The following is a 24,729-nucleotide window of genomic DNA, read 5'->3' on the forward strand; positions in this document are numbered from 1 at the left end:
GGGCCGATCGCGTCAAGCCGATCGGGTCCGGGGGCGCGTTACGCGGTCCCGGCGTCCTGCGGGCGAACGAAAACCGGCTTGTCCGCCTCGGACAGGTCGGGGCGGTAGACGTAGCCGCCCGTGTCGAAATCACGCAGGCTGTCGGGGTCGGTCAGCCGGCGCTGGATGACAAAGCGGGCCATCGCGCCGCGCGCCCGCTTGGCATAGAAGCTGACGATCTTCGGCGCACCGCCCTTGTCCTCCATGAACACCGGGGTGACCACCCGCAGCTTCAGCGCCTTGAGGTCGACCGCGCCGAAATATTCCTGGCTGGCGCAGTTGACCAGCACGTCGGTGCCCAGCGCCTCGGCCTGGTCGTTCAGCGCGCCGGAGAGCCTGTCGCCCCACCAGTCGTAAAGCGATTTGCCGCGCGGGGTTTTCAGCCGGCTGCCCATTTCCAGCCGATAGGGCTGGATCGCGTCGCGCGGGCGGAGTATGCCGTAAAGCCCCGACAGGATGCGCAGGTGATCCTGTGCCCACGCCATCTCGTCATCGTCGAGCGTGGCCGCCTCCAGTCCCTGGTAGGTATCGCCGGCAAAGGCCAGTGCGGCGGGGCGGGTGTCATCGGTCGTCGGCGCATCGGCGAAGTCCCGGAACCTGTCGCGGTTCAGCTTTGCCAGATCGGCGCTGATCTTCATCAGCTTCTGCAGATCCTCGGACGTCAGCCCGCGCGCGACCTCGGCCAGCTCGGCCGCATCCCCCGCAAAAGCCGGTTCGGTCGTCTCGATATCGCGGTCCTGCCAGTCCAGCTTTTTCGCCGGCGAAATCACAACCAACATTGTCTGCCCCTCGGATGTTTGTCCGCCCCGATCTAGCCCGCGTCGCGCAGCACGTCCAGAAAGGCCGGGCCGAAACGTTCCGCCCGCCGTTCGCCCAGCAATCGCACCAGCGCGGATTCCTCGGTGGGGCGCATCTGCGCCAGCTTGGCCAGTTCCGTCGCCGAACAGCTCATCGGTTTGTCGATGCCGCCTTCGCCGCGCGCCAGCCCCGCCTGAGCCTCGAGCAGCCTGTCATAGAGGCTCCCGGCCTCGCGCCCCGCCAGCTTGCGGCGCGCCGGGTGCGCCGGTGCCACCTCGCCGTTGATCACCTCGAGGAACGCCGCGCCGTAGCGGTCGAGCTTTTTCGCGCCGACCCCGTTGATCCGGGCCATCTGGTCGAGGGTGGCGGGCCGGGTCTCGGCCATCTCGATCAGGGTGCGGTCCGCGAAGATGACATAGGCCGGCACCTTTGCCGCCTCGGCCAGCGCCCGCCGCTTGGCCTTGAGCGCCGACAGCAGCGGCGCGTCCTCGTCCGAGACCAGCGCCTTGACCGCCGGCCGCCGCTGTCCCGACTTGCGCAGCGCATCCTTGCGCAGGGTGATCGTGCCCTCGCCGCGCAGGATCGGCAGCGCGGCCTCGGTCATGCGCAGCGCGCCGTGCCGCTCGGGGTCGGGGCGCAACAGGTCGCGGCCCATCATCTGGCGAAAGATCGCGGACCACTGGCGCTTGTCATAATCCTTGCCGACGCCGAAGGTGGGCAGCGCATCGTGGCCGCGCTGGCGGATCCGGTCGGTCTCGGTCCCGGTCAGGATATCGGTGAGATGCCCGGCGCCGAACCATTCCTCGGTGCGCAGGATCGCCGAGAGTGCCATGCGCACCGGCGTAGTGCCGTCGAACAGCTCCGGCGGGGTGTCGCAGAGGTCGCAATTGCCGCAGGGCTCCGAGTCTTCTCCGAAGTAGGACAGCAGCGCCTGGCGGCGACAGCCCAGCGCCTCTGCCAAACCCAACAGCGCGTTCAGACGCGCATGATCGGCGGCGCGGCGTTCGACCGGCGCCAGCCCCTCGTCGATCTGGTTGCGACGCAGGCGGATGTCGTCTGGGCCGAACAGAGTCAGGGTTTCCGCCGGTGCCCCGTCACGCCCGGCCCGGCCGATTTCCTGGTAATAGGATTCGATACTCTTGGGCAGGTCGGCATGGGCGACCCAGCGGATATCCGGCTTGTCGATGCCCATGCCGAAGGCGACGGTGGCGACCACGATCAACCCGTCCTCGCGGGCAAAGCGGGCCTCGACGCTGCGGCGGTCCTCGGCCTCCATGCCGCCGTGGTAGTGACAGGCGCTGTGGCCATCCTCGCGCAGGGCCTGGGCCAGCGCCTCGGTCTTGGCCCGGGTGCCGCAATAGACGATGCCGGAGCGGCCCCGGCGCGCCGCCGCAAAGTCGAGGATCTGGCGTCGCGGCCCGTCCTTGGCGGCAAAGGCAAGGTGGATGTTGGGCCGGTCGAACCCGCGCAGAAAGGTACGCGGCGGCACCCCGTCGAACAGTTTCTGAACGATTTCTTCCTGCGTTTCGGCATCGGCGGTCGCGGTGAAGGCGGCCAGCGGCACATCCAGCGCCCGGCGCAGGTCGCCGATCCGCAGGTAGTCGGGGCGGAAATCATGACCCCACTGGCTGACGCAATGGGCCTCGTCCACCGCGATCAGGTTGACGCCGATCCGCCGCAGCATCCCCAGCGCCGCCCCCGAGGCCAGCCGTTCGGGCGCCATGTACAGCAGTTTCAGCCGCCCCGCCTCCAGCGCCACCCAGACCGCGTCGGTTTCCTCCTGCGTGTTGCCCGAGGTCAGCGCGCCGGCCTCGACCCCGGCCTCCTGCAACCCGCGCACCTGGTCGCGCATCAGCGCGATCAGCGGCGAGATCACCACCGTCACCCCCTCGCGCAGCAGGGCAGGGAGTTGGAAGCACAGCGATTTGCCACCCCCCGTGGGCATGATCGCCAGCACGTTCTCGCCCGCGGCGACCGCCTCGACGATCTCCTCCTGGCCGGGACGGAACGCCTCGAATCCAAACACGTCACGCAACAGCGAGGAGGAGGGCATGCCGGGGGCCTTGTTCTGGGGGTTGTCTCTGCTCTTGGCGTGCAGTGTCCCACAGTCGGAATCGGGGAACAAGAGCGCCTAGGCGCATCCCCACGGAAAACCGCCGACGTGGATCCCTGGTCGGCGTGCCCTTAGTAGAACAGCGCGATATTGTTCTGCAGCACGATGCGGATGGCGATGATCGCCAGGAGCGCGACCAGCGGCGCCAGGTCGAGCCCGCCCATCGGCGGCAGGATGCGGCGGATCGGGCCATAGAGCGGTTCGAGCACGCGGTTCAGCCCGTACCAGACCTGCGCCACAAACTGCTGGCGCATGTTCAGCACCTGGAAATTGATCAGCCAGCTCATGATCACATGCGCGATGATGAAGAACCACACCACGTCGAGGATCAGCATGAGGATTTGGAACAGCGACTGCATCGGTTTTTCCCTTTTTGAACCGCCTCCGACCTAAGGCGCGCACGCACAAAGGGCAAGGGGCCCGCCCGATCGCCGCCAAAGATGACGGTTTCATGATGTGCCGGAAATGACGCGACAGGCCGCAGATTGCATCGCGCCGGCGCCTTTCCTGTTTCGCGTGCGGGGCAGACCCCCTAGCATCCGGACAAAACGCGGGGGCGGGCATGACGGCGATTTCCACACGCAGGCGGATCTGGGGCTGGTTCTTTTTCGACTGGGCCAGCCAGCCTTACAACACGCTGCTGATCACCTTCATCTTTGCCCCCTACGTCAAGGAATTGATGGATGACGGCAGCGCCGCGCAATCGGCCTGGGGGTTTGGGATCGGCGCCGCCGGGGTGGTGATCGCGCTGCTGGCGCCAGTGTTGGGCGCGATGGCGGACCTCTCGGGCAACCGGCTGAGCTGGATCCGGATCTTTTCGGCGTTTTACGTGATCGGCGCCGCCGGCTTGTGGTGGGCGGCACCGGGCAGCTTCAACCTCTACCTGACCCTTTTCCTCTTTGCCGTCGGCATGATCGGGATGGAGTTCGCCACCATCTTCACCAACTCGATGCTGCCCGACCTGGGCGACCGGGACGAGATCGGCCGCATCTCGGGCAACGGCTGGGCGTTCGGCTATCTCGGCGGGCTGCTGGCGCTGGTGGTGATGCTGGGATTTTTCGCCGAGAGCGCCGCCACCGGCAAGACCTTCCTCGGCCTGTCCCCCGCGCTCGGGCTGGACCCGGCGGCGCGTGAGGGCACCCGTTTCGTCGGCCCGCTGACCGCGATCTGGTTCGCGGTCTTCATGATACCGTTCTTTCTGTGGGTGCGTGATCCGGCGCCGCGCAAGGCCCCGCGCGGCGCGCTCGCCTCCGCGCTGCGTGACGTGGCACGCACGGTCGGGAACCTGCCGCGCACGCCGTCGCTGTTCGCCTATCTCGGTTCGTCGATGTTCTACCGCGACGCGCTGAACGGCATGTATACCTTTGGCGGCATCTATGCCGCCGGCGTGCTGAACTGGACGGTAGTCGACACCGGCATCTTCGGCATCCTCGCCATCATCTTCGGCGCGATCTTTGCCTGGGTCGGAGGACGTGCCGATCAGCATTTCGGACCCAAGCCGGTGATCACCACCAGCATCCTTGCCCTGACCCTGGTGGCGATCGCCATCGTCTTCATCAGCCCGACCCGGGTGTTCGGCCTGCCGGTGCCCGAGGGCTCCGCCCTGCCCGACATCGCCTTTTACGTGGTCGGCGCCGTGATCGGCGCGGCGGGCGGCGTGATCCAGGCGGCCAGCCGGACGATGATGGTGCGCCAAGCCAATCCCGACCGCATGACCGAGGCCTTCGGTCTTTACGCGCTGGCCGGCAAGGCGACCTCGTTCATCGCGCCGCTGAGCATCGGCGCGGTGACCCTGATCAGCGGCAGCCAGCAGATCGGGGTGACCCCGCTGATCGGGCTTTTCCTGATCGGGCTGATCCTGCTACGCTGGGTGAAACCGCAAGGAGACTACCCCGCATGAAATCGCTGCTCGCCTGTCTCGGCCTGATCCTGACGCTCTGCGCGCCCCAGGCCATGGCCGAGCCTTTGGCGAAACAGCATTTCGGCGCCAAGACCGTGGCCTCGCAGCAATCACCCGCCCCCTATGGCAGCTATTCCAGAGGCTGCCTCGCCGGCGCGGTGCAACTGCCCGAGACCGGCCCGACCTGGCAGGCGATGCGGCTGAGCCGGAACCGGAACTGGGGACATCCGGAGGTCATCGACTATATCCAGAAGCTCAGCGCCTTTGCCGCGACCCTGCCCGGGTGGCAGGGGCTTTATGTCGGCGATATCAGCCAGCCGCGTGGCGGGCCGATGCTCTCGGGGCACCGCAGCCACCAGATCGGGCTGGATGTCGATATCTGGATGTTGCCGGCCAAGCGGCTGGATCTCTCGCGGCAGGCGCGCGAGAACATCTCCTCGATCTCGCTGCGCAAGGCCAAGGGCGCCTATGTGAATGCCAATTGGAGCCCGCAGCATCACGCGCTGTTGCGCGCCGCCGCCAAGGATCCACGCGTCGCCCGCATCTTTGTCTTTCCCGGCGCCAAGGTGCGGATGTGCAAGGATGAAAAAGGCGACCGTCGCTGGCTGCGCAAGATCCGGCCGTGGTGGGGGCACCACTATCATTTCCACGTCCGGCTGAAATGCCCGCGCGGCGCCCGCGGCTGCGAGAACCAGGACAAGCCGCCACGCGGCGATGGCTGTGCCGACGCGCAGAAATGGGTGAACGACATCCTGAACCCGCCGCCACCCGATCCGAACGCCCCGCCGCCCAAGAAACGCCGCGAATACCTTTTGTCCGACCTGCCCCGCCAATGCGTCTCGGTCCTGCGCTCGCAATAGCCGCGCTGCTGTTCGCCGGGTGCGACCCGCGCGGCCCCGGCAGTTCAGGCGACGCACGCTTCCTGTCCACCTATGAATGGACCCGGTCCGAGCCATGGTTCGGCGGGTTTTCCGGCCTGCACCTGTCGCCCGACGGTCAGCGCGCCACGGTGCTGAGCGACCGGACGACTCTGGTCGAGGTGCGGCTGACGCGCGACGATGACGGCCAGATCGCCGGGGTCGAACCGCTGTCGCACTGGCGCCCCAAGTCGAGCCGGGGCAAGCCGCTGACCGGACGCATCGCCGATTCCGAGGGGCTGGCGATCGGGCACGATGGGACGGTCCACATCTCGTTCGAGGGGGTGCACCGCGTCGCCCGCTATGCGCGGCCCGGCGCGCCGGCAACCGTGCTGAACGCGCCGCAGGTGTTTCGCGGTCTCGAGGGCAACCGGTCGCTCGAGGCGCTGGCGATCGACGCCGCGGGCCGGCTCTATACCCTGCCCGAAGGCGGGCGCGACGCGCAGGGGCGCATCCCGGTCTATCGACGCGACGCGCAGGGCTGGCGGGTGGCCTTTGCCCTGCCCGCGCGCGGACGGTTCCTGCCGGTTGGCGCCGATTTCGGGCCGGACGGGCGGTTTTACGTTCTGGAGCGCGCGGTAGGTGTTCTGGGGTTCCGCAGCCGGCTGCGTCGCTGGTCTCTCACCGAGACCGGGGCCGAGCAGGAGGAAACCCTTTTGACCACCGCCGCCGGCACCCATGACAACCTCGAAGGGGTTTCGGTCTGGCGCGATGCGGGGGGCGATCTGCGCGCCACCATGGTCTCCGACGACAATTTCCTGTCGCTCCAGCGCACCGAACTGGTCGAGTACCGCCTGCCGGATTAACCTTGCGCAAAGGCGGCCGAGCCTTTACACGCCGCCTGTCCGTCCGAACGGGGCGGGCCAAGTCGCCGCAACCTTGTCAAAACGGGCATAAAGCATGAACCGCACCCATATTCCCGGCATTCTTGCCATGGCCGCCATCGTGGTGGCCTCCAACATCCTGGTCCAGATCCTGTTCGGCCAATGGCTGACCTGGGGCGCCTTTACCTATCCCTTTGCCTTTCTCGTCACCGACGTGATGAACCGCGTCTATGGCAAGCAGGCCGCGCGCAAGGTCGTCTTCGCCGGTTTCGTCACCGGCGTGATCTGTTCGCTGATCGGCACCCGGATCATCGGCGAGTTCGGCCCGCTGGTCACCCTGCGCATCGCGGCGGGATCGGGCACCGCCTTCCTGGTCGCGCAGATGCTGGACGTGAGCATCTTTTCCGCCCTGCGCCGCGGCCGCTGGTGGCGCGCGCCGCTGGTCTCGACGCTGGTCGGCGCCTCGGTGGATACGGCGCTGTTCTTTTCCATCGCCTTCTCGGCGCAACTGGCCTGGCTGGAGCCGGGCAACGACGTCTCCTGGGCGAACGAGGCGCTGCCGCTGCTGGGCGTGGGGCCGATGGTACCGCTCTGGGTCTCGCTCGCGCTGGCGGACTGGCTGGTGAAACTGTCGCTGTCGCTGGTCGCGCTGATCCCGTTCCGCCTGATCGTTCAGCACCTGACCGCGCGCCGTAACCCGATCTGACGATTTCGTTTGGCGTTTTGCCCCCTCCGTGCCACTCTGATCCTAACGGAAACAGAGAGAACAGGAGGTGATCCAGTGTCGAGAAAGGTATTGGAGCGAGGTGTCGGGACAGCGCAGGGGACGGCCAGCTAGGGCAACCCTTGGCGGACAATCCGCCTGCGTGGATCGGTCGATGATCTAACCGACCCCACCTCCGAAAACTTTCGAAAGGGCCGCCCTAGGGTGGCCCTTTTTCGTGACGCCCCAACGGGATAGACTGGCCCCATGCTGCGTATCACCGATGATATCGAGATCGCCGACTGGGAGATCACCGAACAGTTCGTCCGCGCCTCCGGGCCCGGCGGGCAGAACGTGAACAAGGTCGCCACCGCCGTCGAACTGCGGTTCGAAGCTGCCCGCTCTCCGGCGCTGGCCGGACCGGTCAAGACGCGACTGAAGCGGCTGGCCGGACGACGCTGGACCAAGGACGGCGCCATCGTCATCCAATGCGACGAGACCCGCAGCCAGGCCCGCAACCGCGAGATTGCGCGCGAGCGCCTGACCGAGCTGCTGCGACAGGCCCTGATCCGCCCCAAACGCCGCATTCCCACCAAGCCGACCAAGGGGTCGGTCCGTCGCCGGATCGAGGCGAAGAAGGCACGCGGCGAGGTCAAATCGCTGCGCGGCAAGATCCAGGACGACTAGCTTGTCCCCGGCAACGGGCCGCCCTAATCTCGCCCCGAAATCGGCAGGGGTCGGACGAACACCATGAGATCGCGGGACAAAACCGTCATCCAAGGCGGGCGCTGCACCCACCCCCACGCCGCCAGAACGAGACAGAAGGACAAGCGCATGATCCCCGGCCCCCGCAACCTGATCACCGACGTGCCCGGCCTCAAGGTCGGAAACGCGCAGGACGCCGCGTTGAAATCCGGCACCACCGTGCTGACCGCCGACACCGCTTTCACCGCCTCGGTGCAGGTTATGGGCGGCGCGCCCGGCACGCGCGAAACCGAACTTCTGGCCCCCGACAAATCGGTCGCCCGGGTGGATGCGCTGGTGCTCTCGGGGGGGTCGGCCTATGGGCTGGATGCCTGCTCGGGGGTGATGGAGGGGCTGCGCGCGCGCGGGCGCGGCTTTCGTATCGCCGATGCCCTGATCCCCATCGTCCCGGGGGCGATCATCTTCGACCTGCTGAACGGCGGGGACAAGAATTGGGCCGCAAATCCCTATCGCGACCTGGGCCGCGCCGCCTTTGACTCGGTGGCGGAGGAGTTCGAGATCGGCACCATCGGCGCCGGCACCGGGGCGCTGACCGCGATGCTCAAGGGCGGGCTCGGCTCGGCCTCTCTCGTGCTGGACGACGGCAGCACCGTGGGCGCGCTGGTCGCCGCCAACCCGATGGGCAGCGTCACGACCCCGGGCGACCGGCATTTCTGGGCCGCCCCCTTCGAGATCGGCGATGAATTCGGCGGGCTGGGCCCCGATCCCGCCGCCGGACTGGGCCGTGCCCTCGACAGCCGCAAGCAAGCGGCCATGCTGGCGCGGGCGGATGACGCCGCGCAGGACCGCGCCAACACCACCATCGCCATCGTGGCAACCGATGCCGACCTGACCAAGGCGCAATGCCAGCGCATGGCGACCGCCGCCCATGACGGGATCGGGCGCGCCACGGTTCCGGCCCATGCGCCCGGCGACGGCGATCTTGTCTTTGCCGCCTCGACCGGCGCCCGCCCGATGGCGCGGCCCGACCGGGACCTGGCCCGGATCGGCCATGCCGCAGCCCTGTGCCTGAGCCGGGCGATCGCGCGCGCGGTCCATGCCGCCCGTCCCGCCCCCGGCGACCTGTTGCCCTGCTGGTCGCAGACGGGGGGCTGATCCAGCGCGACCTTTTTTCGGCTGCGTCGCAACCGCGCGGAAAAGTACACTATGGATTGACTCTTTCCGTTTACACCTACCTAGTCTGCCAAACCAAATTCCAAAGGAGGAAAGCCATGAACCGTCTGATTGCGACTGCGATTATTGGTCTGCTCGCCACCCCGGCGCTGGCCGAGGGGGACGCGGCCAAAGGGGAAAAAACCTTCAACAAATGCAAGGCATGCCACTCGATCATCTCCGATTCCGGCGAAGCCATCGTCAAGGGCGGCAAGACCGGCCCGAACCTGTTCGGCGTGATCGGCCGCACCGCCGGCACCTATGAAGATTTCCGCTATGGCAAGGATCTCGTCGCCGCGGGCGAGGCCGGGCTGGTCTGGAACGAGGAAGAGTTCAATCACTACGTCAAGGATCCGCGCGATTTCCTGAGAAAGACCCTTGAGGACAAGAAGGCCAAGTCGAAGATGACCTTCAAGCTGAAAAAGGGCGGCGAAGACGTCTACGCCTATCTGGTCAGCGTCGCGCCGGCACCGGAAATGGCCGCCGAGGACGAGACCGAAGATAAGTCCGACGACTGATCCGTCACGGCATTGACCATCGGAACGGGCCACGGCGGATAACGCCGTGGCCCTTCGTGTTATTGCCAGACCGGCGCAGGACGGGTATGGAGCGGCCGCATACGGCATGACCGCCACCGCCGGACAGAAACCGGCCCGATCAACAGCGGAGTGCCCGCATGACCCTCCTCCCGTCCCGCGTCCCCCACCCGTTTCCGACCCTCCGGGGGAGAAGATGAGCCTGCGCATCCCGGCCTGGGTCAACGGCACGCTGACCCCGGTCGACAAGCTCGAGGTTCACCAGAGGGGGCTGCGGCACAAGGCGGTTTCGGTCTTCGTGCTGCACGGCGACGCGATCCTGTTGCAGCGCCGGGCACTGGGGAAATACCACACGCCGGGGCTTTGGGCGAACACCTGCTGCACACATCCGCATTGGGACGAGGCGCCAGAACTCTGCGCCCGGCGGCGACTGGAGGAGGAACTGGGCATCACCGGCCGTGCCCCGGAGTTCCGTCATCAGCTGGAATACCGCGCCGATGTTGGCGGCGGTCTGACCGAGCACGAACTCGTCGATGTCTTCGTCGCCACGGTGGAGCACGAGGTCGCCGTTTCCCCCAACCTGGACGAGGTGATGGAAACCCGCTGGGCCGACGTCGATGATCTGAAAGAGGACATCGCGCGCCACCCGGAGCGGTTCACGCCCTGGCTGAGGATCTATCTGGACCGCCACGCCGACGCGATTTTCGGCCCCGACACGATGAAACCCACGCCGCGTTGAGGCTTGCGCCGGGCCGCCGGGGCTGTTTGATATCCGGTCAAAGACCGGAGGAGTTCCATGACCATTCTTATCGCCGGCGGCGGCATTGCCGGGCTCAGCCTGGGCCTGACGCTGCATCAGATCGGCCTGCCGTTCCGCATCTATGAATCCGCCGCAGAGATCCGCCCAATGGGGGTGGGGATCAACCTGCAGCCCAACGCGGTGCGCGAATTGTACGATCTGGGCCTTGAATCGGAGCTTTCGCGGATCGGGGTAAAGACCCGGCAACTGGCGTTTTACTCCAAGCTCGGCAAGCCGATCTGGGACGAGCCTCGCGGCACCCGGGCGGGCTATGCCTGGCCGCAATACTCGGTGCATCGCGGCAAGTTGCAGATGATGCTCCACGACGCGCTGGTCGAGCGCGCCGGGCCCGATTGCATCGTCACCGATGCCCGCGCCACCGGGTTCGAGACCGCGGACGACGGCGCGACCCTGCTGCTGGAAGGTGGGTCGCGGGTCGCGGGCGATCTGGTCATCGCCGCCGACGGCATCCATTCGGCGCTGCGGGCGCAGATGTACCCCCACGAGGGCGCCCCGATCTGGGACGGGCGCATCCTGTGGCGCGCCACCACCCGGGCGCCGGATTACCACGGCGGCGGAACCATGGTGATGATCGGCCATGATTCGCTGCGCGCGGTGGCCTACCCGATTTCACAACCGGACCCGGAGACCGGGCTGGCGACGATCAACTGGATCGCCGAGAAACGCTTTGACCCCGGTGACGACTGGCGGCGCGAGGATTGGAACCGCGCCGCGCGGATCGAGGAGTTCTTGCCCGATTTTCATGACTGGCGGTTCGGCTGGATCGACCTGCCGGCGCTGATCGAGGGGGCCGAGGTGGTTTATGAATACCCGATGGTCGACCGCGATCCGCTGCCGCGCTGGACGCAGGGCCGCGTGACATTGATGGGCGACGCGGCGCATCCGACCTATCCGGTCGGCTCGAATGGCGCCAGCCAGGCCATCGTCGATGCCCGCACCATCGGCGCGCGGCTGCTGGAGCAAGGGGTGACGGCACAGGCGCTGGAGGCCTTTGAGGCCGAGATGCGCCCGCTGACCACCGCCGTGGGGCTGGCCAACCGTGCCGGCGGCGGGCCGGACGCCATCCTGCAGCGAGTCGAGGACCTCTGCGGCGGCAATTTCGAGGACATCGACGATGTGATCCCGCGCGCCGACCTGGCCGCCCATGCCGCCAAGTTCAAATCCATCGCCGGATTCTCGATTGACGAGCTGAACGAAAAGCCGGCGATCATCCCGGCCGGGGCGCGGGCCTGAGCGCCGGTCCGAGCACGGGCCGGGGGCGCCGGCCAACCGCAGGCCCGCCGCTCGCGATCAGATCGGGTCGGCCAGCGTGAGCCGCACCAACTCGGGCAGGTCGATCTGGTCGGGCGGGAAAACGCCGCATTGCCGCAACGCCCGACGCAGATCCGGTTTCGCCCCTATGTAGCGCCAGACAACGCGGAAACTGGTGATGTCGTTGCCGCCTTCGGGCTCGGTGCCGGTGATGACACCGTCCATCAGCGCTGGCGTCTCGAAATCGCCAAGCGACAGGACGATGCAGGAGGCGGCCCTGCGCCGCCTGCGTTCCCGCACCATGCAAAACAGTTTGCCCGCCTGTTCAAAGGCCGCGCCCTCGAAGGTCAGCCGACGTGGCAGATTGATCTGCGCGTCGGGGAACCGCACAACGATCTTCACCGTGGTGCCGCGCCCTGTCCAGGACAGTTTCACCAGGTGAACATAGATCGCCGGCACCCCTGGTTCAGGCATGATGTAGCCGAGGTAATATCCGGGCTGGGCCGCCGGCTGCCGCTGGTCGAGGAAAAGGCCCTGCACGAAATCCGCCGCCTTGTCGTCGCCGGCGTTCATCCGCGGCGGGCGCAGGCGCACGATGGCGCGGAAGTCTTCGGGCGGCAGCAGAACCTCGTGCTCGTCCACGCCGAAGAAATCGCAGATCCGCCGCAGGGTTTGCAGCGAGGGGCGGGACGACCCGGACAGGTAGCGGTTGAACTGGCTGCGGTTGACCCCTGCCCGGCGGCAGACCTCGGACACGGATTTTCCGTATCCGGCAAGCGTCCTGAGATTCTCGGCGAGGGGCGAATGGGTCATCTGCGCTCACATAACTGATGCGAATTGGCGCTAGTTGGGCGCAAACAGCATCGGAAATCAAGGACCATCCGCGTTGTTCCGATCGGTTCGTGCCGCCTAAGCTAAGGCAGCAAAAGACACATCAGGGAACATCGACATGACATCACTCACCTTCCTTCGTCGCGTGGGAAGCATCTGCGCGCTGGCCGGGGGCGTCGCGTCTGCGGCCCTGGCCGAGCCCGCCGACCTAGTCATCACCAACGGGCGCGTCATCACCATGGATGCGGATCGCAGCCGCGCCACCGCCGTGGCCACCCGGGGCGAGAGCATCGTGTTCGTGGGCGACGGGGCGGCGGCGGCCGAGCTGATCGGCCCCGAGACCAAGGTGATCGACGCCGGCGGAAAAATCATCCTGCCGGGCTTGCACGACGTGCATATCCATCCCCTCTTCACCGTCGATCCGCAGTACGACGGGGAAAGATTCGACTGCAATTTCAAGGGCAAGTCGGTGGACATGGACGAAACCGTGGCCCGGCTGCGGGCCTGCCTGGAGGAGGCCGAGCTGAACGCCGACGGATGGCTGATCGGCCAGTTCTTCAACCCGCCTTCGCTGCTGAGCGTGACCGAAACCTATCCCACCGTGCGGGCCGCACTCGATGCGGTGTCCGGCGATATCCCGATTCAACTGGAGGGCTCCGACGGTCACGCCTTCGGGCTGAACACAGCGGCCTACCAGCAGGCCCACCACCCGGAAACCGGCGAGACGGTACCGATCGACGGCAACAGCCTGGGCGCGGCGTACGCCGCCTATGCCGAGTACTTCAATACCGGCCCCGATGGGGCCCCTGACGGCACGGCCAAGGATTTCGCCCGCCACATCATCGGTGCCCCGGTCCCCGGACTGGAGAATTTCAAACCGGTTCTCGGGGAGCTGACCGAGTTGATGGCCTCCAGCGGCGTGACCTCGCTGCAGGATGCCATGGTCACCAGGGAACTCGCGGATGTCTACGCCTATCTCGAGGCGCAGGGGCAGCTGACCTTTCGCGTTAGGCTGAACACCCATATCGACAGCAACCTCTATGGCGGGCGGACCCGCGCGCTCGACCTGACTGCGGCGATGACGGCGGCCAAGGCCATGCGCGATCGGTTCGCCGGGTCCCACTACATCAAGGGTGACGGGGTCAAGCTTTTCGTCGATGGCGTGGTCGAGCATCCGACCCAAACCGCGGCGATGCTGAACCCCTACCTGGAGCCGGTCTTTGGCGCGGACGGCGATATCGCGCGCTATGTCGATCTCGACGGTCCTGTCTGCGTGCGGGCGCGTGCCGAGGCGCAGGCGCTGGCCGATCCGGTTGCGGCGGCGGAGTTTGCGGCGCAGCACGGGTTTTCCCCGTCACGCTGCAGCAAGCGCGGCGGCCTGCTGGAATTCACGCCGGACGCGCTGAACCGCGCGGTCACGGCGTTCGACGCCGAGGGGTTCACCGTTCACATGCACGCCCTTGGCGACCGTGCCGTGCACGTCGCGCTGGATGCCATCGAGGCCGCCCGCGCCAGCAACGGCCGCAGCGGTCTGCCGCATAACCTGGCGCATATCCAGTTCGTCTCCGAGGCGGATGTCCAGCGCATCGGGGACCTCGGCGCCACCGTCACCCCGACGATGGCCTGGGCCGTGCCGTTCTGGGAGTATGACACCACCGTGAACCCCTATATCAACGAGGTGACGTCGATCTTTGACATGGCGGCGCTGTACCGTACCGACGGGCTGTGGGGGGAACGGGTCTATCCCTTCCGCAGCATCCTGGAGGCGGGCGGCCATGTTGCCGCCGGAAGCGACGCGCCGGTGGACGTGCCGACGCCGCAGCCCTTCGTCAACATCGCGGCCGGGCTGATCCGCGGCGACCTGCTGCCGGTGGACCCGCGGGACGAGTCGGTCAGCCCGGAACTGGTCCCCGTCATGGTCAACGCCGAGGAAACATTGAGCCTCGATGACGCCCTGGCCGCTTATACGATCAACGGCGCGATCGCGATGGGGCAACAGGACCGCACCGGCTCGATCGAGCCCGGCAAGCGCGCGGACCTGATCGTCATCGACCGCGACATCGAGCGCCTGGCGCAGGATATCACGACGATCTGGGATATCGCCGAGACCGAGGTCCAGCTTACCGTGTTCGACGGCCGGATCATCCAGGACGCGATGTAGTCGGCGACGCCCGGCCTGCAAAGGGACTGGACAAACGACGGGCGCCGCATCACAGGATACGGCGCCCGGTTCAGTTTTGCATGTGCGGTTCAGGCCGCCTCAGACCACGTCGAAGACCAGCGGCCGGACCTGCCGGAACAACCCGGTTTCCTTGAGCTTTCCGGCAACCGCGTCAGGCAAGGCCGCATCGACATAAAGCAGCGCAATCGCCTCGCCCCCGGCCTCTTTGCGGCCCAGGGTAAAGTTGGCGATGTTGACGCCACCCTCGCCCAGGGTCTGACCCAAGGTGCCGATGATGCCCGGCACGTCCTCGTTGGTGGTATAGACCATGTGCGAGCCGATCTCGGCGTCGATGTTGATGCCCTTGATCTGGATGAAGCGCGGCTTGCCGTCGCTGAACACGGTCCCGGCGATCGAACGTTCGCGGGTCTCGGTCACGATGGTCAGCTTGATATAGCCCTCGAAGGCGCCCGACTTGTCCTGATTGGTGGTGCTGATCTTGATCCCGCGTTCCTTGGCGATCACCGGGGCGCTGACCATGTTCACCTCGGGGTTCACGCTTTTCATGATGCCGGCCACGGTCGCGCAGTTGAGCGCGTCGAGGTTCATCTGCGATGCAACGCCATCATAGAGGATGTTGATCGCCTTGATCGGCTCATCGGTCATCTGGCCGATGAAGGCGCCCAGGTGGCCGGCCAGCTGGATCCAGGGGCCCATCACCTTGGCCTCTTCGGCGGTGACCGAGGGCATGTTCAGCGCGTTCTGCACAGCGCCGGTCAGCAGGTAATCGGACATCTGTTCGGCCACCTGCAGGGCGACGTTTTCCTGTGCCTCGGTGGTGGCGGCGCCCAGGTGCGGGGTGCAGACCACGTTGGGCAGGCCAAAGAGCGGGTTCTCGGTCGCCGGTTCCTTGGAGAACACGTCAAAGCCGGCCCCGGCCACATGGCCCGATTTCAGCAGCTCCGCCAGCGCCTCTTCGTCGACCAGGCCACCGCGGGCGCAGTTGATGATGCGCACGCCCTTCTTGGTCTTGGCCAGGTTTTCCTTGCCCAGGATGTTGCGGGTCTGGTCGGTCAGCGGCACGTGCAGGGTAATGAAGTCGGCGCGCTTGAGCAGGTCGTCGAGATCCTCGATCTTCTCGACGCCCATCTTGTCGGCCTTCTCCTCGCTGAGGAAGGGATCATAGGCGATGACCTTCATCTTGAGCCCGCGGGCCCGGTCGCAGACGATGCCGCCGATGTTGCCGGCGCCGATCACGCCCAGGGTCTTGTTGGTCAGTTCGACGCCCATGAACTTGGACTTTTCCCACTTGCCGGCCTGGGTACTGGCGCTGGCCTCGGGGATCTGGCGGGCGACGGCGAACATCATCGCGATCGCGTGTTCGGCGGTGGTGATCATGTTGCCGAACGGCGTGTTCATCACGATCACGCCTTTTTTCGACGCCGCTTCCTTGTCGACGTTGTCGGTGCCGATGCCGGCGCGGCCGATGACCTTGAGGTTATCCGCCTTCTCGAGGATCTTTTCGGTCACCTTGGTGGCCGAACGAATGGCAAGGCCATCGTACTGACCGATGATCTCGGCCAGTTTCTCCTTGTCCTTGCCCACGTCGGGCATGAAATCCACGTCGATGCCGCGATCGCGGAAGATCTGGACGGCGGTTTCGCTGAGCTTGTCGCTGACGAGTACTTTGGGGGCCATCTGTCTGGTCCTTTGCATATGAATAGGGGAAAGGCGCGCCCCGGATCGGGTCCGGGGCGGCTGGGGATCAGGGAAATGCAGGGGCGCGGTTACGCCTGAGCTTCGAGCACTTCCTCGAAGGCCCATTTGAGCCAGAGCGTCAGTTTCTCGACATCCGCCGCCTCGATGGTCGCACCGCACCAGATACGCAGGCCGGCCGGCGCATCGCGATAGGCACCGATGTCATAGGCCGCGTCATAGGTTTCCAGCTTCTTGGCAACCGCCTTGGCGAAGGCCGCCGGATCGGCGATCCGATCATCGGTGAACTTCAGGCAGACAGAGGTGTTCGAGCGCGTCGCCGGATCCTCGGCCAGGTTGGCGAGCCAGTCATTCCGGTCACAGAAATCCCACAGCACCTTGGCGTTGGTATCGGCCCGTTTCATCAGTTCGGGCAGACCGCCGATCTTGCGCGCCCAGTCCAGCGCGACGAGGTAATCCTCGACCGCGAGCATGGAGGGGGTGTTGATGGTGGCACCGGTAAAGATGCCCTCGATCAGCTTGCCGCCCTTGGTCAGGCGGAAAATCTTGGGCAGCGGCCAGGCGGGGGTATAGCTTTCCAGCCGCTCCACCGCACGCGGCGACAGGATCAGCATGCCGTGGGCCGCTTCGCCGCCCATCACCTTTTGCCAGGAGAAGGTGGTCACATCCAGCTTGTCCCAGGGCAGGTCCTGGGCAAAGGCGGCAGAGGTGGCATCGCAGATGGTCAGGCCGGCGCGGTCCGTCGGGATCGCATCGCCGTTTGGCACGCGCACGCCCGAGGTGGTGCCGTTCCAGGTGAAGACGACGTCATTGTCGAAATCGACGGTCGCAAGGTCGACGATCTGGCCATAGTCGGCGGTTTTCACCTCGGCGTCGATCTTGAGCTGCTTGACCACGTCGGTGACCCAGCCGGAGCCGAAGCTTTCCCAGGCCAGCATCTCGGCCTTGCGGGCGCCCAGCATCGACCACAGCGCCATTTCGACCGCGCCGGTGTCCGAGGCCGGCACGATGCCGATCTTGTAGTCGGCCGGGATGCCGAGGATCTCGCGCGTGCCCTCGATGGCCGCCTTCAGCTTGTCCTTGCCGACAGCGGCACGGTGCGAGCGGCCGAGTGCGGCGTCAGCGAGCATGTCCAGGTTGAATTGGGGAATCTTGGCACAGGGGCCAGAGGAAAAACGCGGATTGGCCGGCCGCGATGCCGGTTTGTGCATAGCCATTTCAGCTACCCTTCCAGATAAGCGCCCCTCGTTGGGGAGGGGTGTCCCGCCGACGCGTATACGGACGATTCGGGCGGCACGCAACATGGCTGATGTCGCAATTTCCGGTCAAAATGTCGCTTTGGAAAGGTGCAGGGTGCGCCTTGCTTCCGATCGGAAACCCCCGGACCCGATGCGGCGGGCCACTGCGGCATTGCCGCCGGGCCGCCGGACTGGTTTTCTAGGAGCGACGGCAACCGGCACCCCGAAGGAACAGGCACATGCAGACACAGGGGCTCAACAGACTACTGGTGGTGACCTGCTCGGTCGCGCTGATGCTGATGATCGGCTGGCTGCTGCGGATCGGTCAGTCGATCCTGCTGCCGGTGCTGGTGGCGGTGATCGTGGTCTATGTCCTGACCACCGCCGCCGACGCGCTGGAGCGCCTGCCGCTGGTGGGGCGGCTGCGTCGACGCTGGCGCCGGCTGATCGTGCTGACGGGCATCGTTGCCAGCGTGCTGGTCCTGGCCTCGTTCATCACCACCAATGCCGCCGCAATCTCGGCCGCGATCCCGGGCTACGCAGAGAATTTCGATGCGCTGCAGGCCCGGTTGCTGCATCTGTTGGGGGTCGACGAACTGCCCAGCTGGGCGCAGCTTTCGCAACGGCTGCTCGACCTGCTGGACAGCACCTCGCTGATGCCCGCCGCCCTTGCGACCATCACCAACGCCGGCTCTGTCGTGCTCGCCGCCGCGCTCTATGCCGTCTTCATCGTGGCCGAGCTGGACGGGCTGCCGGAAAAGACCCGCCGCGCGCTGGATCGCAGCGAACAGGCCGAGCACATGCTGGAGGTGGTACAGCAGATCAACGACCGCATCGGCGGTTACCTGGCTGCCAAGACGCTGGTGAACGTGATCCTCGGGCTGGTCTCGCTGGCGGTTCTCTGGGCGCTGGGAATCGATTTTCCGGTGTTCTGGGCGCTGGTGATCGCGCTGCTGAACTACATCCCCTATATCGGCTCGGTCGTCGCAGTGGCCTTTCCGGTGACCACCAGCCTTGTGCAGTTCGCCTCTTTTGGGCACGCCGCGCTGGCGCTGGTTGCGCTGATGATCCCGCAGATGGCGGTCGCCTATTACATCGAGCCGAAGTTCCTGGGCAAATCGGTCAACCTCAGCCCGTTCACGGTGCTGCTGTCGCTGGCGATCTGGACCGCGCTCTGGGGGATGATGGGGGCGATCCTTGCGATCCCGCTGACCGCGATGGTGATGATCATCCTGGCCGAGCTTCCCAGCGTGCGCTTTGTCGCGGTGCTGATGTCGGAAACCGGCGATCCGTGAGGGTCGCAGTCGCGGGGGCTGGCAAATTCCCTGCCGCTGACGTTATTACCGGCGCGACCCTGCACCATGACCGGAGCGCCACATGTATATCGCCACCCTGCTGACCGCCCCCACCGGGCCCGAGATCGACCCGGCGCTGGTCTCGTCGCTGCGCAATGCCTGGGGCGGAGGCGACGCGGTCTGGCTGGCGCCGGGACATGCGGTGGAATTCCCCCTGCCGGCGATTCCCGACAACCGCTGGGAGGTTTGGGACGAGGTGCAGAAAATGCGCGTCGATCTCGTCGTTCAGTCTGCCGAGGGGCGCCGGAAACGGATGCTGATTGCCGACATGGACAGCACCATGATCCAGCAGGAATGCATCGACGAGCTGGCCGACATGGCCGGAGTCGGTGACCGGGTCAAGGAAATCACCGCCCGCGCGATGAACGGCGAGCTGGATTTCGAAGGCGCCCTGACCGAGCGTGTCGGGTTGCTCAAAGGATTGCCCGAAACGGTGATCGCACAGGTGCTGAAAGAACGGATCACCCTGATGCCGGGGGGGCGTGAGCTGGTGGCCACGATGCGGGCGGGCGGTGCCTTTGCGCTGCTGGTCTCGGGCGGGTTCACCGCCTTTACCCGGTCGGTCGCCGCACAGCTCGGGTTCGACGAGAACCGCGCCAACACGCTGCTGGTCGAGAGCGGCACGCTGACCGGCGATGTCCAGCGCCCGATCCTTGGCCGAGCGGCCAAGGTCGAGGCGCTGGAACAGGTCACCGCGCGGCTGGGTATCGCTGAATCGGAGGTGATCGCCGTGGGCGACGGCGCCAACGATCTGGGCATGCTGGGCCGGGCCGGCACCGGCGTGGCGCTGCATGCCAAGCCCACGGTCGCGGCGCAATGCGACGTGCGGGTGAACTTCGGCGACTTGACCGCGCTGCTCTACCTTCAGGGCTATGCGCGGGAGGAATTCGCGACGGTCTAACCGGGGCGCCGCGCCACCACGAAAAGCGATTCCCGCGCCCCGGTAAAGGTGCACGACTGTTCCAGCACGAACCCGGCGCGGGTGATCGCCGCCTCCAGTTCGGGGCCCTTGAACACCCTGACGTAGGGCGCCTTGCCGAACAGCTGCATCACCCGGATCAGCGGGCGCAGCAGCGGGTTCATCTGGCCGAGGCAGCCAGACTTGGAAATGAACAGCCCGCCCGGTTTTACTTGGCGGTAGATCGCCGCGAGCGCCCCGTCGAGATCCTCGATCAGGTGCAGCAGGTTGAAGGCCAGCACCGCGTCATAGGGCTCCTCCCCTTCCCCCACCTCCGCGATGCCGGCAGAAGCGAAACGCAGGTTCGCCGCCCCCGCCGCGCGGCGTTTCTCTTCGGCGATGGCGATCATCTCGGGCGAGAGGTCGGTGGCGGTCAGCGTCTGGACGTGGGGCGCGAGTTTCAGCGCGGTGGTCCCGGTGCCACAGCCCAGTTCCAGCACCCGGTCGCTGGGGGTGAGCAGCGCGGCGGTCGCGGCAAGGGTTTCGCTGTAGGCGGTCGGGTTACGAACCGGGCGCTTGGCGTATTTCGCCGCGATCCCGTCCCAGAAGACAACAGAAGGGCTCATCTTTTTATCCTATCACAATCGGTGACAGCGGGATATCAATGCACAGGCTTTTGGGAATTGCCCGTTTTCGCATCCACAGTATACGGTTTTGCATGAATTGGAGCAGCATCCGGTTTGACTGGAACCAGGCGCGCGCCTTTCTGGTGACCGCGGAAGAGGGGTCGCTCTCGGCCGCGGCGCGGGCCTTGGGGATGACCCAGCCGACGCTGGGCCGCCAGGTCGCGGCGCTGGAGGAACGGCTGGGCGTCCAGTTGTTCGACCGGACCGGACGAGCGCTGCAACTGACCGAGGCCGGGCTGGAATTGCTGGAACAGGTGCGCCACATGGGCGAGGCCGCCGGGCAGTTCTCGCTGATCGCCACCGGCCAAAGCGAGGCGATCGAGGGGCATGTGACCATTACCGCCGGCGATATCACCGCCGCGCTGATCCTGCCGCCCGCGCTGATCCGGCTATCGCGGGAGGCCCCCGGAATCACCGTCGAGGTGGTCGCCTCGAACGAGGTGCAGAACCTGCGCCGGCGCGAGGCCGACATCGCCATCCGCCACCTGCGCCCCGACCAGCCCGACCTGATCGCCCGCAAGCTCAGGCAGGAAGAGGCGCGCTGCTATGCCACCGGCGCCTATCTCGCGCGCTATGGCGAACCGACCGATCCGGGCAATCTGAACGGCGCATATTTTGCGGCGTTCGAGCCGCTGGGGCGTTTCGTGACCGAGATGCAGGCGCGGGGGCTGGTGCTGAGCCGCGACAATGTCCGGGTGTCCTCGGCCAGTGGCATGGTGCTGCTCGAGATGATCCGGCGCGGCGAGGCGATCGGGGTATTGACGCCCACGATCGCGGCCCATGTCCCCGGTGCGCGCCCGATCCTGCCGGGGTTCACGCCGATCCCGGTGCCCTCCTGGCTGGTCAGCCATCGGGAGTTGCGGACCAACCGGCGCATCCGCCTGGTCTTTGACCTGCTGGTCGAGGAACTCAGCGGCTGAGCAACCCCGCTGCCGGGCGGGTTTCGCCTACCTCCATCTTGCGGCGGTTCAGGATCGGCGGGTTCAGCCGCCGCGCGGTCGCCGGATGATCAGGGTCGAGCACGCCCAGCCCGGTCAGGATCGCGGCGATGGCGCATTCGCTGGCCCGGGTCGCACCATCGGCGATCTTGAGCGCGACGCCCAGCCGCCGTTCCGGCAGGATCGCGACGAACACCCCCTCGGCCCCGGTCTTGACCGCGACGCGGCCCTCCATCGCGCGCATCAACTCGGTACAGGCGCGCCCCTCGCCGGCGACAAGGTCGGGGTGGGCGACCATCGCCGCGACAAGCTGTTGCGCCGCCATGCTCTGGCGGTCACTCCGGTCGCCGGCACTGGCGAACCACGCCATCGCCCGCGCCAGCCCGTGCAGCGTGGTCTGGAAATTCGGCGCCGAGCAGCCGTCGATTCCATAGCCGGGGCTGGCCGCACCGGTGACCTCTTCGAAGGCGTCGCGCACCGCGCGCTGCACCGGGTGGTCGATCTCGCAGTACTCCGGCCCTGCGCCCATGTGCTGCGCCAGGGTCAGGAACCCGCAATGCTTGCCCGAGCAGTTGTTGTAGTACTGGCACGGTTCCTCGTGCCCGCGGATCAGCGCATAGCGCGCCTCACGGTCATCGGGCATCTGCGAACCGCATCGGAAATCGCTGTCGCCCAGCCCCAGGTCACCCAGCCAGGCCCGCACCCGCGAGGTATGGATCTCAGCCCCATTGTGCGAGGCGCAGGCCAGTGCCAGCTGCTCCGACCGCAACCCGTATTTCGCCGCCGCCCCGGAGGTCACCAGCGGCAGCGCCTGGATCATCTTGCACGAGCTGCGCGGATAGATCAGTGCCTGCGCATCGCCCCAGGCCTGCACGATCTGGCCGCTGTCGTCGCAGACGACGCCATGTCCAAGATGCCGGCTTTCCAACAGGTCGGCCCGCCAAAGTTCGGCCATCGGGACTGGTTCGGTCATGAAATGCTCCGGATTTTGGCGAATTCCCGCCAATCGCTCTTTCGCCCGTGGCGCAAGTTACGTTACTGTGCGTATGTCGGCAAGCGTCGGGTGCGCGACGGGACAGACGGCGAAACAAACGCCGCGTGCGCCCCTTGGAATTGAGGTAACGGACAGTCTGGGAGGCTGGACACATGGGATTGAAACACGCCCGCGCGCTGGCGGGCCTGTGCATGGCCGGAATGGCCGCAACCTTCGCAGCAACCAATGCAATCGCGCAGGAAGAAAGCACCAACCGCGTGGCAGCAGAAACCGATTGGAGCGTCTTCGTCGAGGCCGATCCAAAGGAATGCTGGAGCGTCTCCGCCCCCAAGGAAACCGTGAATACCCGCGACGGACGCGTGGTGGCGGTGCGGCGCGGTGACATCCTGCTGTTCGTGTTTTACCGGCCGGGCGCCGGGGTCAAGGGACAGGTCACCTTTACCGGCGGCTACCCCTTTGCCGACGGCTCGACCGTGAACCTGGATATCGGCGGCACCGAGTTCGAGCTGTTCACCGACGGGGAATGGGCCTGGCCCGCAACCGAGGCCGATGATGCCAAGATCATCACCGCGATGAAGCGGGGCACCAGTGCGATCCTGACCGCGCGCTCGACCCGCGGCACCCAGACCAAGGATACCTTTTCGCTGCTGGGGTTCACCGCCGCGGTCGAGGATGCCGAGAAGCGCTGCTCCAACTGATCGGCCACGATGCGGACTCCATGATCGGCCGCGCCCCGGCGGGTGCGGCTGAATCCTTTTGAAATCGGCGCAAAACCCTATATAGGGGCCATTCCGCACCGATAACCGCGAAAGCCGCCGCCCATGTCCGCCCCCGACCCCGTGACCACACCGATCACCCAGGATGTCATGACGATTCCCCGCAAGCTGCCGGAGGGACCGGTGAACCTTGTCGGGTTGACCCGCGACCAGATGCGCGCAGCGTTCATCGCGGCGGGCACGCCCGAGAAGCAGTCGAAGATGCGGGTAAACCAGGTCTGGCAGTGGATCTATCAGTGGGGTGTGCGCGATTTCGCGCAGATGACCAACCTTGCCAAGCCCTATCGCGCCCTGCTGGCCGAGCATTTCACCATCGAGATCCCCGAGATGGTGAGCCGACAGGTCAGCAGCGACGGCACCCGAAAATACCTGGTGCGCATCGCCGGCGGGCACGAGGTCGAGGTGGTCTACATCCCCGAAGAGGATCGCGGCACGCTTTGCGTCTCGTCTCAGGTGGGATGCACGCTGACCTGTTCGTTCTGCCACACCGGCACGCAGAAACTGGTGCGCAACCTGACCGCCGGCGAGATCATCGGCCAGGTGATGATGGCGCGCGACGACCTGGGTGAATGGCCGGTGCCCGGGGCGCCCAAGGATGAGACCCGGCTGTTGTCCAACATCGTGCTGATGGGGATGGGCGAGCCGCTTTACAATTTCGAGAACGTGCGCGACGCGATGAAGATCGCGATGGACCCCGAGGGGATCCAATTGTCGCGCCGTCGCATCACCCTGTCGACCAGCGGCGTGGTGCCCGAGATCGCCCGCACCGCGCAGGAGATCGGATGTCAGCTGGCGATTTCGTTCCACGCCACCACCGACGAGGTGCGCAACGTGCTTGTCCCGATCAACAAGCGCTGGAACATCGAGGAACTGCTGGCCGCGCTGGCGAGCTATCCCAAGGTGTCCAATTCCGAGCGTATCACCTTTGAATACGTGATGCTGAACGGGGTGAACGATACCGACGAGGATGCGCGCCGCCTGATCAAGCTGATCAAGGATCACGGCATCCCGGCCAAGATCAACCTGATCCCGTTCAACGAATGGCCCGGCGCCCCCTACAAGCGGTCGTCCAACAACCGCATCCGCGCATTTGCCGACATCATCTACAAGGCCGGCTATGCCAGCCCGATCCGCACCCCGCGCGGCGAGGACATCATGGCCGCCTGCGGCCAGTTGAAATCCGCCACCGAACGCGAACGCAAGTCGCGCAAGCAGATCGCGGCCGAGGCCGGGCTGAAGGGCTGACACTTCCGGGTGTTCCCGAGGCGCAAGGAACCGCCGATGTGCGGAATTGCGCCGTGGCCGCTCTGTGCTACTA

The 24,729-nt window shown here is 66.3% G+C and carries 23 protein-coding genes; 15 read left to right on the forward strand and 8 right to left on the reverse strand.

Features of this window, described 5'->3' with window-relative positions; translation table 11 throughout:
- Window positions 1-38: 38 nt before the first annotated feature.
- The 3 genes from yaaA to ABWV23_RS05210 all read right to left on the reverse strand — a co-directional run bounded on the left by yaaA (window position 39) and on the right by ABWV23_RS05210 (window position 3,309).
- A complete protein-coding gene (gene yaaA / locus ABWV23_RS05200; RefSeq protein ID WP_353345646.1) occupies window positions 39-818 on the reverse strand; it encodes a peroxide stress protein YaaA in 780 nt (259 codons plus the stop codon).
- Window positions 819-850: 32 nt separating this feature from the next.
- A complete protein-coding gene (gene recQ / locus ABWV23_RS05205) occupies window positions 851-2,890 on the reverse strand; it encodes a DNA helicase RecQ (protein WP_353345648.1) in 2,040 nt (679 codons plus the stop codon).
- 131 nt (window positions 2,891-3,021) lie between these two features.
- A complete protein-coding gene (locus ABWV23_RS05210) occupies window positions 3,022-3,309 on the reverse strand; it encodes a YggT family protein (RefSeq protein ID WP_353345650.1) in 288 nt (95 codons plus the stop codon).
- Between the two features lie 203 nt (window positions 3,310-3,512).
- On the opposite strand from ABWV23_RS05210, the gene ABWV23_RS05215 reads away from it, so the two are divergent.
- From ABWV23_RS05215 to ABWV23_RS05255, 9 genes are all read left to right on the forward strand, one after another.
- Window positions 3,513-4,850, forward strand: coding sequence for an MFS transporter (locus tag ABWV23_RS05215; RefSeq protein WP_353345652.1), 1,338 nt, complete (start codon window positions 3,513-3,515; stop codon window positions 4,848-4,850).
- On the forward strand, window positions 4,847-5,710 hold the full coding sequence (gene mepA, locus ABWV23_RS05220) for a penicillin-insensitive murein endopeptidase (RefSeq protein ID WP_502901596.1): 864 nt from the start codon (window positions 4,847-4,849) through the stop codon (window positions 5,708-5,710). Before ABWV23_RS05215 ends, mepA begins: the two co-directional genes overlap by 4 nt.
- A complete protein-coding gene (locus tag ABWV23_RS05225) occupies window positions 5,683-6,573 on the forward strand; it encodes an esterase-like activity of phytase family protein (protein WP_353345654.1) in 891 nt (296 codons plus the stop codon). The genes mepA and ABWV23_RS05225 overlap by 28 nt, the downstream gene beginning before the upstream one ends.
- Before the next feature lie 94 nt (window positions 6,574-6,667).
- Entirely contained in the window at window positions 6,668-7,297 is a 630-nt protein-coding gene (locus ABWV23_RS05230; protein ID WP_353345656.1) for a queuosine precursor transporter, read from the forward strand.
- A gap of 264 nt (window positions 7,298-7,561) precedes the next feature.
- A complete protein-coding gene (gene arfB / locus ABWV23_RS05235; protein WP_353345658.1) occupies window positions 7,562-7,981 on the forward strand; it encodes an alternative ribosome rescue aminoacyl-tRNA hydrolase ArfB in 420 nt (139 codons plus the stop codon).
- A gap of 147 nt (window positions 7,982-8,128) precedes the next feature.
- Window positions 8,129-9,154: a P1 family peptidase gene (locus ABWV23_RS05240; RefSeq protein WP_353345660.1), complete on the forward strand. Its 1,026-nt coding sequence runs from the start codon at window positions 8,129-8,131 to the stop codon at window positions 9,152-9,154.
- Window positions 9,155-9,270: 116 nt separating this feature from the next.
- Window positions 9,271-9,729: a c-type cytochrome gene (locus ABWV23_RS05245; protein WP_353345662.1), complete on the forward strand. Its 459-nt coding sequence runs from the start codon at window positions 9,271-9,273 to the stop codon at window positions 9,727-9,729.
- Window positions 9,730-9,943: 214 nt separating this feature from the next.
- Entirely contained in the window at window positions 9,944-10,486 is a 543-nt protein-coding gene (idi, locus tag ABWV23_RS05250; protein ID WP_353345664.1) for an isopentenyl-diphosphate Delta-isomerase, read from the forward strand.
- Between the two features lie 57 nt (window positions 10,487-10,543).
- Window positions 10,544-11,800: a flavin-dependent oxidoreductase gene (locus ABWV23_RS05255; RefSeq protein WP_353345665.1), complete on the forward strand. Its 1,257-nt coding sequence runs from the start codon at window positions 10,544-10,546 to the stop codon at window positions 11,798-11,800.
- A 57-nt stretch (window positions 11,801-11,857) separates the two neighbouring features.
- Here ABWV23_RS05255 and ABWV23_RS05260 read toward each other — a convergent pair whose 3' ends face one another.
- Window positions 11,858-12,631, reverse strand: a complete 774-nt coding sequence (locus ABWV23_RS05260) for a helix-turn-helix domain-containing protein (RefSeq protein WP_353345667.1) — start codon at window positions 12,629-12,631, stop codon at window positions 11,858-11,860.
- A gap of 136 nt (window positions 12,632-12,767) precedes the next feature.
- On the opposite strand from ABWV23_RS05260, the gene ABWV23_RS05265 reads away from it, so the two are divergent.
- Window positions 12,768-14,810: an amidohydrolase gene (locus ABWV23_RS05265; protein ID WP_353345669.1), complete on the forward strand. Its 2,043-nt coding sequence runs from the start codon at window positions 12,768-12,770 to the stop codon at window positions 14,808-14,810.
- Window positions 14,811-14,909: 99 nt separating this feature from the next.
- Here the strand turns inward: ABWV23_RS05265 and serA are convergent, their stop codons facing one another.
- A complete protein-coding gene (gene serA, locus ABWV23_RS05270) occupies window positions 14,910-16,508 on the reverse strand; it encodes a phosphoglycerate dehydrogenase (RefSeq protein WP_353345671.1) in 1,599 nt (532 codons plus the stop codon).
- 89 nt (window positions 16,509-16,597) lie between these two features.
- A complete protein-coding gene (locus ABWV23_RS05275) occupies window positions 16,598-17,743 on the reverse strand; it encodes a phosphoserine transaminase (RefSeq protein ID WP_353345673.1) in 1,146 nt (381 codons plus the stop codon).
- 260 nt (window positions 17,744-18,003) lie between these two features.
- On the opposite strand from ABWV23_RS05275, the gene ABWV23_RS05280 reads away from it, so the two are divergent.
- Entirely contained in the window at window positions 18,004-19,059 is a 1,056-nt protein-coding gene (locus ABWV23_RS05280; protein WP_353345675.1) for an AI-2E family transporter, read from the forward strand.
- A gap of 82 nt (window positions 19,060-19,141) precedes the next feature.
- Window positions 19,142-20,020, forward strand: coding sequence for a phosphoserine phosphatase SerB (serB, locus tag ABWV23_RS05285; RefSeq protein ID WP_353345677.1), 879 nt, complete (start codon window positions 19,142-19,144; stop codon window positions 20,018-20,020).
- Here serB and ABWV23_RS05290 read toward each other — a convergent pair.
- Entirely contained in the window at window positions 20,017-20,643 is a 627-nt protein-coding gene (locus tag ABWV23_RS05290) for a class I SAM-dependent DNA methyltransferase (protein WP_353345679.1), read from the reverse strand. The genes serB and ABWV23_RS05290 overlap by 4 nt on opposite strands.
- Window positions 20,644-20,735: 92 nt before the next feature.
- On the opposite strand from ABWV23_RS05290, the gene ABWV23_RS05295 reads away from it, so the two are divergent.
- Window positions 20,736-21,623 (forward strand): LysR family transcriptional regulator, encoded by an 888-nt coding sequence (locus ABWV23_RS05295; protein ID WP_353345681.1) that lies wholly within the window; start codon window positions 20,736-20,738, stop codon window positions 21,621-21,623.
- Here the strand turns inward: ABWV23_RS05295 and ABWV23_RS05300 are convergent.
- Window positions 21,613-22,614, reverse strand: coding sequence for an asparaginase (locus tag ABWV23_RS05300; RefSeq protein WP_353345683.1), 1,002 nt, complete (start codon window positions 22,612-22,614; stop codon window positions 21,613-21,615). The genes ABWV23_RS05295 and ABWV23_RS05300 overlap by 11 nt on opposite strands.
- 173 nt (window positions 22,615-22,787) lie before the next feature.
- On the opposite strand from ABWV23_RS05300, the gene ABWV23_RS05305 reads away from it, so the two are divergent.
- Window positions 22,788-23,333 (forward strand): invasion associated locus B family protein, encoded by a 546-nt coding sequence (locus tag ABWV23_RS05305; protein ID WP_353345685.1) that lies wholly within the window; start codon window positions 22,788-22,790, stop codon window positions 23,331-23,333.
- Between the two features lie 123 nt (window positions 23,334-23,456).
- On the forward strand, window positions 23,457-24,656 hold the full coding sequence (gene rlmN, locus ABWV23_RS05310; protein ID WP_353345687.1) for a dual-specificity RNA methyltransferase RlmN: 1,200 nt from the start codon (window positions 23,457-23,459) through the stop codon (window positions 24,654-24,656).
- Window positions 24,657-24,729: the final 73 nt, after the last annotated feature.

Source organism: Aquicoccus sp. SU-CL01552 (assembly GCF_040365005.1).
Classification (GTDB): domain Bacteria; phylum Pseudomonadota; class Alphaproteobacteria; order Rhodobacterales; family Rhodobacteraceae; genus Antarcticimicrobium.